The organism is Hyphomicrobium sp., from assembly GCF_020852195.1.
In the GTDB taxonomy this organism is placed as follows: Bacteria; Pseudomonadota; Alphaproteobacteria; order Rhizobiales; family Hyphomicrobiaceae; genus Hyphomicrobium_C.
Genome location: NZ_JADZBI010000244.1, coordinates 1 through 12,864, shown reverse-complemented (window position 1 = coordinate 12,864; position 12,864 = coordinate 1). Strand labels below are relative to the sequence as shown.

11 protein-coding genes are annotated in these 12,864 nt (G+C 68.4%); 7 read left to right on the top strand and 4 right to left on the bottom strand.

All coding sequences use genetic code 11. The features are described from left to right. Nucleotides 1-43: 43 nt before the first annotated feature. The 3 genes from tmk to IT540_RS20035 all read right to left on the bottom strand — a co-directional run bounded on the left by tmk (nucleotide 44) and on the right by IT540_RS20035 (nucleotide 2,909). A complete protein-coding gene (gene tmk, locus IT540_RS20045) occupies nucleotides 44-670 on the bottom strand; it encodes a dTMP kinase (RefSeq protein ID WP_291181645.1) in 627 nt (208 codons plus the stop codon). A gap of 257 nt (nucleotides 671-927) precedes the next feature. Continuing rightward, nucleotides 928-2,118 carry a D-alanyl-D-alanine carboxypeptidase family protein gene (locus tag IT540_RS20040; RefSeq protein ID WP_291181644.1) on the bottom strand — a complete coding sequence of 397 codons (1,191 nt, stop codon included), beginning with the start codon at nucleotides 2,116-2,118 and terminating at the stop codon, nucleotides 928-930. A gap of 92 nt (nucleotides 2,119-2,210) precedes the next feature. Further along, the gene (locus tag IT540_RS20035; RefSeq protein WP_291181643.1) at nucleotides 2,211-2,909 is read right to left on the bottom strand and encodes a hypothetical protein; all 699 of its coding nucleotides are present in this window, start codon (nucleotides 2,907-2,909) and stop codon (nucleotides 2,211-2,213) included. 295 nt (nucleotides 2,910-3,204) lie between these two features. Between IT540_RS20035 and IT540_RS20030 the strand changes: the two genes are divergently transcribed. Then, the gene (locus IT540_RS20030; protein ID WP_291181642.1) at nucleotides 3,205-5,145 is read left to right on the top strand and encodes a malonate decarboxylase subunit alpha; all 1,941 of its coding nucleotides are present in this window, start codon (nucleotides 3,205-3,207) and stop codon (nucleotides 5,143-5,145) included. A 114-nt stretch (nucleotides 5,146-5,259) separates the two neighbouring features. Beyond that, the gene (locus IT540_RS20025; protein ID WP_291181641.1) at nucleotides 5,260-6,231 is read left to right on the top strand and encodes a hypothetical protein; all 972 of its coding nucleotides are present in this window, start codon (nucleotides 5,260-5,262) and stop codon (nucleotides 6,229-6,231) included. A 106-nt stretch (nucleotides 6,232-6,337) separates the two neighbouring features. Here IT540_RS20025 and IT540_RS20020 read toward each other — a convergent pair whose 3' ends face one another. Then, on the bottom strand, nucleotides 6,338-7,672 hold the full coding sequence (locus IT540_RS20020) for a PLP-dependent aminotransferase family protein (RefSeq protein WP_291181640.1): 1,335 nt from the start codon (nucleotides 7,670-7,672) through the stop codon (nucleotides 6,338-6,340). Between the two features lie 84 nt (nucleotides 7,673-7,756). Between IT540_RS20020 and IT540_RS20015 the strand changes: the two genes are divergently transcribed. From IT540_RS20015 to IT540_RS19995, 5 genes are all read left to right on the top strand, one after another. Then, the gene (locus tag IT540_RS20015; protein WP_291181639.1) at nucleotides 7,757-8,206 is read left to right on the top strand and encodes a DUF983 domain-containing protein; all 450 of its coding nucleotides are present in this window, start codon (nucleotides 7,757-7,759) and stop codon (nucleotides 8,204-8,206) included. Between the two features lie 54 nt (nucleotides 8,207-8,260). After that, the gene (locus IT540_RS20010; RefSeq protein ID WP_291181638.1) at nucleotides 8,261-9,172 is read left to right on the top strand and encodes an EamA family transporter; all 912 of its coding nucleotides are present in this window, start codon (nucleotides 8,261-8,263) and stop codon (nucleotides 9,170-9,172) included. Nucleotides 9,173-9,237: 65 nt separating this feature from the next. Continuing rightward, the gene (locus tag IT540_RS20005; RefSeq protein WP_291181637.1) at nucleotides 9,238-10,440 is read left to right on the top strand and encodes a putative DNA modification/repair radical SAM protein; all 1,203 of its coding nucleotides are present in this window, start codon (nucleotides 9,238-9,240) and stop codon (nucleotides 10,438-10,440) included. Next, nucleotides 10,440-11,861, top strand: coding sequence for a UdgX family uracil-DNA binding protein (locus IT540_RS20000; protein WP_291181636.1), 1,422 nt, complete (start codon nucleotides 10,440-10,442; stop codon nucleotides 11,859-11,861). Before IT540_RS20005 ends, IT540_RS20000 begins: the two co-directional genes overlap by 1 nt. 61 nt (nucleotides 11,862-11,922) lie before the next feature. Beyond that, nucleotides 11,923-12,726, top strand: coding sequence for a pentapeptide repeat-containing protein (locus IT540_RS19995; protein ID WP_291181635.1), 804 nt, complete (start codon nucleotides 11,923-11,925; stop codon nucleotides 12,724-12,726). Nucleotides 12,727-12,864: the final 138 nt, after the last annotated feature.

The window sequence follows — 12,864 nt, the reverse complement described above, 5'->3', positions numbered from 1 at the left end:
CGCGAGATCGCGGCCGGGTGAGGGGGCGGAGGTCGGCACGGCATCAGCGGGCTCCGGCGAGAAGGCGCTGCTCGACGGCCCGCCAGACGTGGTCCGCGATGGCGTCGGGCTTCAGCGTGCCGTCGATCACAAGGCAGCGCTGAGGCTCGGCGCGGGCAATGTCGCGGAATGCCTGGCGCAGCCGCTCGTGATAGTCCGCGTCCGCCGCATCGAAACGGGAGAGCGCACCGCGCGCCTCCGTGCGCCGCTGCCCCTCGCCGGCCGGAATGTCGAGGATCACGGTCAGGTCGGGAAAGGTGGGCGCCACGCTGCCGGCCTCGACGGCGGCGATCAGCGCGCTCGACACGCCGCCGAGCACGCCCTGGTAGACGCGTGTCGAATCCACGAAGCGGTCGGAGACGACCCACGTGCCGTGCGCGAGCGCGGGGCGGATGACCTTGGCCACGTGCTCGGCGCGCGCGGCCGCGAACAGCAAGAGCTCGGTGACGTGCTCGGGCTCGGCGTCCAGAACGAGCGCGCGGATGCTCTCGCCGAGCGGCGTGCCGCCCGGCTCGCGCGTGATGACGGTCGCAAGCCCGGCCGCGCGCAGGCGCTCTGCCAGCAAGGCCACCTGTGTAGACTTGCCCGCGCCCTCGCCGCCTTCGAAGGTGATGAACTTTCCACGCGTCATGGCGGCGGAGACTAGTGGCAGTTCGAGACGGATGGAAGCGGCCTGAATGTCGGGCGTTCCGAAGCTTGCCTAAATCCCGATCTTCATCGGGATGGCGAACAAAAAGTCGTCATTCCGATGAAGATCGGGAATTTAGGTACGTCTCCCAGCAGCAACGGCAAATAGAGAGCGCTTGGCCCTGGATGGCTGGGTGTCGATGCAAAACATTGCGCCGCGATGACCCCGGCCACGACGTGAGGGGCGAGGAGAGGTCGGGATCAAAGCGGGATGAGGCGGAGGGCGAGGTGGAGGAGCGAGTCGACGCCGCGCCAATAGAAGCTCGCCTCTTCGACATCGTTCTCCGCGTAGAGCGGCGTCTCGCTCACGGCGATCGGCTCGTTGCTGCCGGGCACGGTGCTCGTGACGCGGAACATGGCCACCTGGTCGCCCTTCTTGACCGGCGGCTTCAGCGGTCCCTCGTAGACGATCTCGCCGCGAATCTTCTGGTTGAGCGGAAACTTGGGCAGAATGACCTCGAGCTCGCCGTCGCCGGCGAGCGGCACGTAGAAATCCGTTCCGCCCCAGACACGGGCATAGCCGACCGACTCGCCGGCGTTGAACAGCTTGGCGCTGGAGACGCTCTTGGCCCCCCATTCCAGCATGCGCCGCGTCTCGGACTGACGCTCCTTTTCATTCTCGAAGCCGAGGACGACGCCGATCAGCCGGCGGCCGTCCCTCACCGACGAGACGACCATGCCGTAGCCCGCCTCGCGCGTATGGCCGGTCTTCATGCCGTCCACGCCGATGTCCGCTGAGAGCAGCGGGTTGCGGTTGTAGAATTTGTGCCTGCGGTAGGCGAACTCCCGCTGGCTGAAGACCTTGTACTGGTCCGGGTAGGTCTTGATGATGTAGCGGGCAAGCTCGGCGAGCTCGCGCGCCGTCATCAGATGCTGGGGATGGGGCAGGCCGGTCGGGTTGCGGAAGGTCGATTTCTCGAGGCCGATGCGGCGCGCCTCCGCCTCCATCATCTTCGCGAACGCGTCCACGGAGCCCGCCATGCCCTCGGCGACCGTGATGGCCGCGTCGTTGCCCGACTGCACCGCGATACCCTGGATCAGCTCGCTGATCGGCGTCTTGTTGTGGATCGGAATGAACATGGCGGCGGTGCCCGAGGGCGCGCCGCCGGTCCGCCAGGCGTTCTCGCTGGTCTGGAACTCGGTCTCGGGCGTGTATTTCCCGTCCTTCAGCGCGCGGAACAGCACGGCCAGCGTCATGAGCTTGCTCATGCTCGCTGGCGGCACCAACTCGTCGGCGGCCTTCTGGTAGATGATAGAGCCGGAGTCGTAATCCATCAGGATTGCGTTCCGGGCCGTGGTCGAGAAGCCGCCTGATTGCTGGGCCACAGCGCCGCCGAGCCACGCCGCCAGACCGGCCAGCAGCGCGGCGGCAACCGTCAGCATCCGTTTCATGGGTGGGCCCTCGCGCCGGTAGGAAGAGGCGCCGTTAACTATGGCGCCAGCCGGCGCCAAGTCAATGCGGTCGCCCCCTTACCCGCAGGCCCCTACTCCGGCGCCGTGTTGGACGACGACGTCCAGTCCTTGGCATGCATGAAGATGGTGCCGTTCTCGAAGGCGCGTGCGTCGTAGAAGGGGAGAACGCGCTCGAAGGACACGGAGATCGGCTTGGCGGGTCCTTGCTGGCCCAACAGGCTGCCGAGGCCGCCCGTCTCCCTCGCGGGCGTCACGGTCAGGGTGAACTCGTAGGGTCCCACCTCGCGGATGATCTGCTCGGGTTTCTCCTCCTCGCCGCGGGTATAGAAGATGATCTGCTCCGTGCGGCTCGAGCGCCCTTCGAGCGGCAGCGGCGCGAAGCCCGTATAGCTGCGGGTGCGCGTGCGCTCCATAGACCAGACGCCGAGTTCGGCGGCGTAGAAATGCTTGGTCTGCTTGGTTCTGGGATCGGTGACGGCGAGGTCCATGTGCAGCGCCGTGCCGGTCTGAGCGCCCTCGTTGGAGAGCGTGACCGGGATCGAGATCATCTCGAAGTTGGTGTTGGTGTAGGGCGCCGCGTAGTAGATCACGCGGGGCACGTAGACGCGCAGGTCCGCGCTCTTGAGCGTGGTGTCCCAAAGGCTGAAGCCCGAGAACAGCACGGCCACGGCCGAGAGCAGCGTGGCCGCCATCCCGCCCGAGAAGTGCCTGGCATTGTCCGTGGTGATGTCGGCGGCGTCCTGAGGCACGCCGCTCCTCAACTGGGTCATTCGGTTCCCTCCCCTCGTTCCCCCCGGCCGATCTCATCGCACCCCGGCAATGGGCTTATCAATTCCGGCGAAGGTGTGGCTCAGGCCCCAGGCCGCCGCGCCGACGCCCCTCCCGGGGGTGGGTAGGTCGCAAATCACCCCGTTGAGTAGGACGATTGGCTGCGCGTTCGGGTCGTTGCCCGTCGCCGTCCCGCTCCCGTATCCTCCGCGCGGAAATTCGAGCACTCTACCGATCGTTCCGCACGCACCCGGGCGGCGCGAAAAGAGTGGAGGCCATCCCCGGGGGAAACCGACCATGCCGACCACAAAGGTCTTTTCGGCCGAAGACGCGATCGCGCGCATCCGTGACGGCGACGTCATCGCGACGACGGGATTCGTGCAGAGCTGCATTCCCGAGATGCTGCATGCGGCCCTCGAGAAGCGCTACGTCGAGACGCGCGCGCCGCGCGATCTCACGCTCATCATGTGCGCCGGCGCCGGCGACAGCAAAGGCCTCGGCACGGGCCGGCTGCATCACGAAGGGCTGTTGAAACGCGTTATCGCCGCCAACTTCGGGCGCATGCCGAAGGTCGCCGAGGCGGCGCAAGACAACAAGATCCAGGGCTACAACCTGCCCCAGGGCGTAATCTCGAAGCTCTATCGGAGCTGCGCCTCGGGCAGCCCGGGGCTTTTCACCAAGGTCGGCCTGCACACCTATGTCGATCCGCGCCTCGGCGGCGGCAAGGTCAACACCGTGACGAAGGAGGATCTCGTCAAGCTGGTCGAGGTCGACGGCAAGGAGTGGCTTTTCTACAAGGCGACGCCCATCAACGTCGCCCTGATCCGTGCCACCAGCGCCGATCCCCTCGGCAACCTCAGCATGGAGAGGGAGTGCCTGACGCTCGACGTGCTGGCGCAGGCCATGGCGGCGCACAACAACGGCGGCGTCGTCATCGCGCAGGTCGAGCGCCTGGTTGAGGCCGGCTCCATCAAGCCGAAGGACGTCAAGGTTCCCGGCATCCTCGTCGACTGCGTGGTGGTCGCCGATCCGCCCGAGATGCACCGCATGAATTATGGCGTCGTCTACGATCCGGGCCTTGCCGGCGAGGTGCGCGTGACGGTGGACAGCCTACCCTGCATGGCGCTCGACGAGCGCAAGATCATCGCGCGGCGCGCCGCCTTCGAGCTGCCGCCGAACGGCGTCATCAACCTCGGCGTGGGCGCCCCCGACGGCGTCGCCAACGTCGCCAACGAGGAGAAGGTCACGCCCTACCTCGTGATGACCACCGAGGCCGGCGCGGTCGGCGGCGTGCTCGCGGGCGGATCGAGTTTCGGCGCCTCGGCCAACGCGCACTCGATCATCGACCAGAACCAGATGTTCGATTTCTACCACGGCGGCGGGCTCGACCTCACCTGCCTGGGCATGGCGGAATGCGACAGCCTCGGCAACGTCAACACGAGCAAGTTCGGTGGGCGCCTCAACGGCTGCGGCGGCTTCATCGACATCTCGCAGAACGCGCGCGCGGTGGTGTTCGCGGGCACCTTCACGGCCGGCGGGCTTGAGGTTGCCATCGAGGACGGCAAGCTCCGCATCGTCAAGGAGGGGCGCGCGAGGAAGTTCGTGAAGCAGGTCGAGCAGGTGACGTTCTCCGGCACCTACGCCGCCGAACGCAGCCAACCCGTGCTCTACGTCACCGAGCGCTGCGTGTTCCAGCTCACGGACCACGGGCTCGAGCTGATTGAGGTGGCGCCCGGCATCGACATCGAGCGCGACATCCTCCCGCACATGGCCTTCAAGCCGCACATCCACAGGCCGGTGCCGATGAACCCCGCCATCTTCCGCGACCAGCCGATGGGCCTGCTCGCGGACCTCCTCAACGAGGGGCTCAAGGACCGCATCAGCTACGACGCCGCGCGCAACATCCTGTCGGTCAACCTCGAGGCCTGGAGCGCGCGCAAGAAGGCCGACGTCACGGATCTTCAGAAAGCCATCTCGGACGCCTGCAAGGCGGCCGGGCGGCGGGTCAACGCCGTGATCAACCAGGACGGCTGCCGGATCGCCGAGGACCTCTACGACGTCTACGCGGACATGGTCGCGCACGTCCACAAGACCTATTACGCACGCATGGCGCGCTACGCGACGAGCGCCATCACGCGCCAGAAGCTGCAGGACGCGCTCCGGCGGCGCGGGCTCGAGACGCAGATCTACGAGCGCGCCGAGGACGCCTACGCCGTGCTTGAGCAGGAGGCGGCCTAAACCTGCTCGCCGGCACGGGCGACAGCTGCGCAGCGGAGCGGCGCTTGCCTTTCGCTAGGGCAGCGGTGATTTTGGGGGACGTTCCATCCCTCGCCTTTCCCATTGCAGGCTGCCATGTCCTCGCGTGCACACGGGCCCCTCTGGTGCGCCACGTTCGTCGTGCTCGACGCGGCGCAGGCGGTGCTGTTCGGCAGCTTCCTGCAGCGGATGGATTCCTTCCTGATCGGGTTCCTCGTGTTCGGGCTGTCGTCGCTCGGCTGCCTCGTTGCCGTCCTCTGGCGCGTGCCGCATGAGTTGCAGACGGCACGCGCCATGCCCGGCCTGCTCGCCATGCTCAACGTATCGTCGGCCGCGGGGTGGCTCGCCTATCTCGGCGCGATCCAGCTCATCGAGCCGGCCGTCGCCTTCACGGTCTTCTCGGGCGTCATTCCGCTCGCGGTGGTGGCGGCGCGCGCGTGGACGCCGGCCCAGACCCCGCTGCATGGATGGGAACGCACGGGGCTTGCCGTGCTCGCGCTCGGTCTCGTCGCGCTCGCGGTCACGACACTGGCTGGACTTTCGGGCTTCGTGCGCGGCGGCGGTGCGGTCGCCGCGGCCGGCCTCCTGTTTTCCGTCCTCTCCGGCGTAGCGATGTCCGGCATGCTTCTCGCCAGCTATCGCCTAAGTGCGCGGGGCGTCAGCCCCACGGCCGTGTTCGCGCTGCGCTTCCCGCTCTACCTGCTGCTGGCCGCCGGCGGCTATCTCCTTGGGCTCGACGACAAGGGCTCCTTGCCGCCCGCCGATCTTCTGGCCGCGGTCGCGGTGGGGCTCGCCGTGCTGGCGTTCCCGATCTACGCGGTGCAGAAGGCGGTCTCGCTGACATCCGCGCTTACCCTCGGCGCGGCGACAGCGCTGATCCCGGTTGTAGTGCTCGTGATGCAGATGGCCGAGGGGCGTGTGGACTACTCGCAGGCGACGGCCGTGGGGCTTGCCATCTACACCGCCGGCGCGCTGCTCGCGGCGGCAGGTCGGGCGCGGGCGGAATCGAGGAGGAAACCACATCGCCCGTTCCTCGACGTGTCTGGATCCCGGCCTCCGCCAGGATGACGTATTCTTTGTTGCGAACGCCTGCCCGACAAACCCGTCACTCCGGCGAGGGCCGGCGTCCAGACACCTAGCCGCATTACGCGCCGACGGTCCGATCAGGAGCGGGTCAGACAATGACCGCGTCGGGAGCGCGCTGCTCCAGCGCGTCGGCGAGGATGTCGAGGGCCTTCGCGAGCTGAACGCGGCTGCGTGCGGCGCCGAGCGCGAGGCGGATGGCGTTCGGAGGCGCGGCATCGGTGGCGAAGGCGTCTCCCGTCACCACGGCGAGGCCGCGGCCGTGCAGGTGGGCGGCGAAACGCGCCGCTGGCCAGTGGGCGGGCAGCGGCAGCCAGATGTGATGGCCGCTGGGATGCGCGGCGTAGGCATGGGGTGCGAGGGCCTCGCGGGCGAGCTGCTGGCGCGCTGCAGCCTCAGAACGAACGGCCGTCATGATGGCTTCGGCGGTGCCGTCGCGCATCCAGCGCGTGGCAACCGCAGCCATCAGCGGCGCCGGCATCTGCAGCGTTGCGCGCAGGAGGCCCGCGAGGCGTGCTGCAGCCTCCGCATCCGGTGTGACGACAAGAGACGTGCGCAGGCCCGGCGCGATGCATTTCGAGAGGCTGGCCGCCAGGTAGGCGCGCTCGGGGATCAGCGTCGACAGCGGCGCAAGGCCGGGGGCGAGAAATGAGTACGGGTCGTCCTCGATCAGCGTCAGGCCGCGCTTGCGCACGATGTCGGCGATGCGCGCGCGCCGCTCGGCCGGCATGGTGGCGGTTGTCGGGTTGTGCAGCGTCGGCAGCAGGTAGACGAGCCTGGCGGCCCCGGCGCGGGCGGCGCGATCGAGGGCCGCCGGCACGATGCCCGCCTCGTCCATGTCGAGGCCGATGAGGCGGATGCCCGCCGCCGACGCGGCCGCCTTGAGGCCGGGGTAGGTCAGGCGCTCGGTGAGCATGGAATCGCCTGGCGCGGCGTGCGCCAGCAGCAGGCAAAAGAGCGCCGCCTGCGTGCCCGGCGCGAGGATCAGGCGGTCCGGCGTGATGCCGGGCACCAGCGCCTGCAGCCATTCGGCAGCCGCCTGGCGCTCGGCCGCCGTGCCGCCCGGCTGCTGATACGTGAGGTAGGCCGCGAGCCCGGACTCGGCGCGTATGTCCGACAGCGCCTTCGCGAACCGCGCGTCGAGGTCGGCCTCGGCCGGCTGCGGCGGCAGGTTCATGGAGAGATCGATGCCGGGCGTTGCCGCAGAGCGCAGCGCCGGCGACGGCAGGCCCTTCACGAAGGTGCCGCGGCCAACGGTGGCTTCCGTCAAGCCCTGGCGCCTGGCCTCCGCGTAGGCGCGCGTGACCGTCGTCAGGTCGACGCCGAGGGCTCGCGCGAGCCTGCGATGGGTCGGCAGCGCCTGTCCCTGGCGCAGACGCCCGGCCGCGATGTCCTCCGCCAGCGCGGTGACGATGCGCTGGTACAAAGGGCCCTGACGGTCAACGATTGTAGGTATCCAATCCATACAAGTAAGTCATATCGCGCATTGTAGATCCATACAATCACGTCTATGACATGGACATCAAGCGCGCAGCTCGCACAACAGGAGGCTCACATGACACCCTCGGAACCGACCATGGCCGTTGCGCTCGGGCGCGGTGCGCGCTGCAAGTGCCCCGCCTGCGGCGAGGGTGCCCTGTTCCGGAAATACCTCAAGGTTGTCGATACGTGTGGGGCCTGCGGCGAGGCGCTGCATCACCATCGCGCCGACGACATGCCGGCCTACATCGTCATGTCCATCGTCGGGCATATCGTGGTCGGGCTCGTGCTCTGGGTCGAGTTCCGCTATGCGTGGCCGGTGTGGCTGCATCTCTCGGTCTGGCTGCCGCTCACGCTCGCGCTGACGCTGGCGCTGCTGCAGCCGGTAAAAGGATTTATCGTGGCGCTGCAGTGGGCGCTGCGCATGCACGGGTTCGGCACGAGCCGTGCGCCGCTTGCCGCGACCGTTTCGACCAACTGACGATCCGAGCCGAACTGCTCTCGCCTCTTGAGCCCCACCTCACACAGCCTGTCCTTGCGCCACGCGCTCCTCGCGCTCGCGGTGACGGCTGTCTGGGGCTCCAACTTCGTCGTCATCCACATCGGTCTCGAGCACCTGCCGCCGCTCCTGTTCGCGGCGCTGCGCTTTCTCTGCTCGCTCTTTCCCGCCGTGCTGTTCCTCAAGCGTCCGGCCGTGCCGTGGAGCAATCTCGCCGCTTACGGGTTGCTGGTCGGCGTCGGGCAGTTCGGAATTCTGTACATCGCCATCAACGGGCACGTGACGCCGGGGCTCGCCTCGCTGGTCGTGCAGACGCAGGTGTTTTTCACCATCGGGCTAGCGGTGCTGCTCAGCGGCGAGCGCGTGCATCGCGTGCAGATCGCGGCGCTCGCGGTGACGATGGCGGGTCTCGCCATCATCCTCCTGCACACCGACGGGCACACGACGGCGCTCGGGCTGGCGCTGGTGCTGATCGCGGCGGCGGCGTGGGCTGGCAGCAACATCGTCGTGCGCGCGACGCCCAACGTCGACATGGTCGCCTACGTGGTGTGGGCCAGCCTGTTTTCGGTGCCGCCGCTCATCGCCCTCTCGCTCCTGTTCGAAGGCGCCGCCGCAATCCGCAACGGGCTCGCCAACGCGGACGCTGCGACGTGGGGCGCCGTGCTCTGGCAGGCGGTCGGCAACACGCTGTTCGGCTATGCCATGTGGGGCTGGCTGCTCGCACGCTATCCGGTGGCGACGATTGCGCCGATGGCACTCCTGGTGCCGGTGTTCGGAATGGGCGCGTCGGCGTTGTGGCTCGGCGAGCCGCTGCAGGACTGGAAGCTTTTGGCCGCCGGGCTGGTCATGGGCGGCCTTGCGCTTAACCTGCTGTGGCCGTGGGTGATGGGCCGGCGCCGCCAGATGCGCGGCGAAGCGGCGGCGGGGCGCACCTCGATCCCTCGATGAGGCCCGCGGGTTGACATGCGCCAATGATGAGAACATAACAAGAACAAAAGAGTGGAGTGCAGCCCTTGGAGTTGTTCGACAAGCTCAAGATCCTCGCCGATGCCGCCAAGTACGACGCATCCTGCGCGTCGTCCGGGGCGCCGAAGCGGGCGGCGGCCAAAGGCGGCCTGGGCTCGACCACCGGCGCCGGCATCTGCCACGCCTACACCCCGGACGGGCGCTGCGTATCGCTGCTCAAGATCCTGCTCACCAATGCCTGTCTGTTCGATTGCGCCTACTGCATCAATCGGCGGTCGTCCAACGTGCGCCGCGCCCGCTTCACGGTCGACGAGGTCGTGACGCTGACGACCGAGTTCTACAAGCGCAACTGCATCGAAGGGCTGTTCCTGTCGTCGGGAATCATCCGGTCCCCGGACTACACGATGGAGCAGATGATGCTGGTGGCCAAGCGGCTGCGGCGCGATCACGGCTTCGCCGGCTACATCCACCTCAAGACCATTCCCGAGGCGAGCCCGTGGCTGATCGAGCAGGCGGGCCTGTGGGCGGACCGCCTGTCGATCAACGTCGAGCTGCCGACGCGCGCGAGCCTCGAGCGCCTCGCCCCCGAGAAGAACGGGGCGACCATCGAGACCGCGATGGGCCAAATGCACGAGCGGATCAGCGAGGCGCGCGCGGAGAAGCGGCGCTTCTCGCCCGCGGGACAGAGCACGCAGGTGATCGTCGGCGCGGACGAAACCACGGACACGGAGCTTCTGGCGACGAGCGCTTCGCTCTATGGCCGCTTCAAGCTCTCGCGCGTGTACTACTCCGCCTTCAGCCCGATCGATCATGCAAGCAGCCTGCTGCCGCCCAAGCCGCCGCCGCTCGCGCGCGAGCACCGGCTCTATCAGGCCGACTGGCTGCTCCGTTACTACGGCTTCTCGATCGACGAGATCGCCGCCAGTAGCGCCGGCGGCATGCTCGATCTCACGATCGATCCGAAGCTCGCCTGGGCGCTCAAGAACCGCGGCGTGTTTCCGGTCGACGTCAACACCGGCCCGCGCGAGCTCCTGTTGCGCGTGCCCGGCCTCGGCGCCCGCGCGGTCGACAAGATCATCGCCGCGCGGCGCCATACGCGGCTCAGCGCGGCGGACGTCCAGCGGCTCACGGTCTCTTTCAAGCGCGCAGCGCCGTTCCTCATCGCGGCCGATCACCGGCCGGTGCGTTTGACGGACCGGGCCGACCTCAGCCGCCGCTTCGCGCGGCCCGCGCAACTGAGCCTCCTCTGATGGTGACGGTCGCAGTCACGCTCAAGCCGGGCGCCGATCTGGACGGCTTCCGCAAGGCCGTGCGCGCGCTGATCGCGCGAGACGTGGCGCCGGAGCACGTCGTCTGGCAGAGCGAGGCCGCGCTCTCGCTGTTCGGGGAGGCGATGGCGGACGAATCTGCGCCGGTCGCGCTGTCCCGCGCGGCCTGCGAATTGATCGGTCACGTCGTGTGCCACCGCGATGCCGAGCGCTATGGGCTGCTCTATACGCTCGTCTGGCGCATGACGCATGGCGAGCCAGCCCTGCTCGACGTGGCGAGCGACCCGCTGGTGTTCCGCCTCGCCATGATGGAGAAAGCCGTCCGCCGCGACCTGCACAAGATGCACGCCTTCCTGCGCTTTCGGCGCGTGGAGGGTTCGGACGGCGAGCGCTACGTGGCCTGGTTCGAGCCCGACCATTTCATCCTCGAGGCCACGGCCGACTTTTTCGTCGACCGCTTCCGCAGCCTCACTTGGTCGATCCTGACGCCCGTCGGATCGCTGCTCTGGGACGGAGAGACGCTGACGGTCGGACCGCCCGCGCGCCGCGAGGATGCGCCGCCGTCGGACGACTTCGAGGCCGGCTGGGCCAGCTACTACGCCAGCACGTTCAACCCGGCGCGTACCAACGTCGCGCAGATGCAGAAGGAGATGCCGAAAAAGTACTGGCGCAACATGCCGGAAACAAAATTGATCCCGTACCTGCTTCGATCGGCCGGCTCGCGCGTTGAGACGATCATGAAAAAGGCGCCGGACACGCCCCGCAGGAAAGCCCCCACCGAGGCCGTCCTCGCCATCGAGGATGCGCCAAAGACGCTGGCCGAGCTCAATGCCATCATCACGGCCGCCGAACCGTTCGTGCACGGCGGCAAGCGCGCCGTGCTCGGCGAGGGCCCGCTGCGGCCGGCAATCGCCTTCGTCGGTGAGCAGCCAGGCGATCAGGAGGATATCGAGGGGCGCCCATTCGTCGGCCCGGCCGGGCAGCTTCTCACGCGCGCCATGGCGGAGGCCGGCATCGAGCGCGATGCGTGCTACGTCACGAACGCGGTCAAGCATTTCAAGTTCGAGCAGCGCGGCAAGCGGCGCCTGCACCAGAAGCCGACCACCGGGGAGGTGCGCCATTACCGCTGGTGGCTGATGAAGGAGCTCGAGCTCGTGCAGCCCGCCCTGGTGGTCGCGCTCGGGGCGACGGCGGTGCTGGCGCTCGCCGGCAAGGCGCTTCCGATCACGAAGTGCCGCGGCCCGGCACGGTTCGGTGCGTGGCCGGGTTTCATCACCGTGCATCCGTCGTACCTGCTCCGCCTCCCCGACGCGGCGGCAAAGCGCGCAGCCTACACGGCCTTCGTCGCCGATCTGGCGAAAGCCCGCACCCTGGCTCGGAAGGCGATCGAGGCTGCGGCGTGAGTGTTCAGGCCGGTGCGCGTCGGCTAGAGTGCCTGCCAACCAACAACCAGGGAGGATGGGCATGAGGCCCAGGACGATATTAGCTCTTGCCTGCGGGATGGCCCTGGCCGCCGCGCCGGCCACGGTCTCGGCGCAGGATCTCTGGCAATACATCGACCTCAACTCGGAGGCCTTCACCAAGGCCGACATGACACGGGCCGACGTCGAGGCCGCGATCAAGGCTGCGGGCGACGCAGGCGGCGTCGACCTCAGCGGCAAGCAGCTCAACAAGCTCGACCTCTCGGGGCTCGATCTGCACGGCGCCAATCTGCAGTCGGCGCGCATCAACGGCACCAAGCTCGCGGGAGCCAACCTCAAAGGAGCCAACCTCGATCAGGCGTGGGGAGTCGAAGCAGACCTCACGGGCGCCAACCTGGAAGGCGCGCGCGTCATCTCGGCCCAGCTCATCCGCGCCAAGCTCGACGGCGCCAACCTCTCGCATGCGCGCCTCGCCAGCGACCTCACGCAAGCGAGCCTCGTCGGCGCGCATCTCGATGGCATCAACATGACGGACGGCAAGCCGGCGCGCGAAAGCCGGCGTCATCCGTTCGTCCTGCGCTCGGCCAAGCTGGACGGCGCGACGCTGACACGGGCTGGGCTGATCGGCGCCGTGCTCGAGTTCGCCTCGCTCAAGGACGCCAATCTGTCGGGCAGCATTCTCGCCGGTGCCGCGCTCGGCGGCGCCGATCTCAACGGCGCCAACGTGACGGGTGCGGACTTCAACGGCACGGATCTCGCCTCGGCGCATATCGAGGTGCTGGTCGGCCGGGAGGCCATCGTCAACCTCGACAAGGCGCGCAACATCGACCAAGCGTACGTGAAGTAGCAGGCTGCCGTCAGCCGGCCGCCTCGGCCGGTCCCGGCGCCGCCGGCCGCAGGAGCGGCGCCTGAGCCGCGCCCTCGCCAACGGCGGCGACCGGCGCGGGCGGCGCGCCGCGCCGCGGTCCCCGCACACCTCGTGGCG

Coding starts and splice junctions, on each gene's coding strand:
- tmk (WP_291181645.1), bottom strand. CDS start 670: ATGACGCGTGGAAAGTTCATCACCTTCGAAGGCGGCGAGGGCGCGGGC.
- IT540_RS20040 (WP_291181644.1), bottom strand. CDS start 2,118: ATGAAACGGATGCTGACGGTTGCCGCCGCGCTGCTGGCCGGTCTGGCG.
- IT540_RS20035 (WP_291181643.1), bottom strand. CDS start 2,909: ATGACCCAGTTGAGGAGCGGCGTGCCTCAGGACGCCGCCGACATCACC.
- IT540_RS20030 (WP_291181642.1), top strand. CDS start 3,205: ATGCCGACCACAAAGGTCTTTTCGGCCGAAGACGCGATCGCGCGCATC.
- IT540_RS20025 (WP_291181641.1), top strand. CDS start 5,260: ATGTCCTCGCGTGCACACGGGCCCCTCTGGTGCGCCACGTTCGTCGTG.
- IT540_RS20015 (WP_291181639.1), top strand. CDS start 7,757: ATGACATGGACATCAAGCGCGCAGCTCGCACAACAGGAGGCTCACATG.
- IT540_RS20000 (WP_291181636.1), top strand. CDS start 10,440: ATGGTGACGGTCGCAGTCACGCTCAAGCCGGGCGCCGATCTGGACGGC.
- IT540_RS19995 (WP_291181635.1), top strand. CDS start 11,923: ATGAGGCCCAGGACGATATTAGCTCTTGCCTGCGGGATGGCCCTGGCC.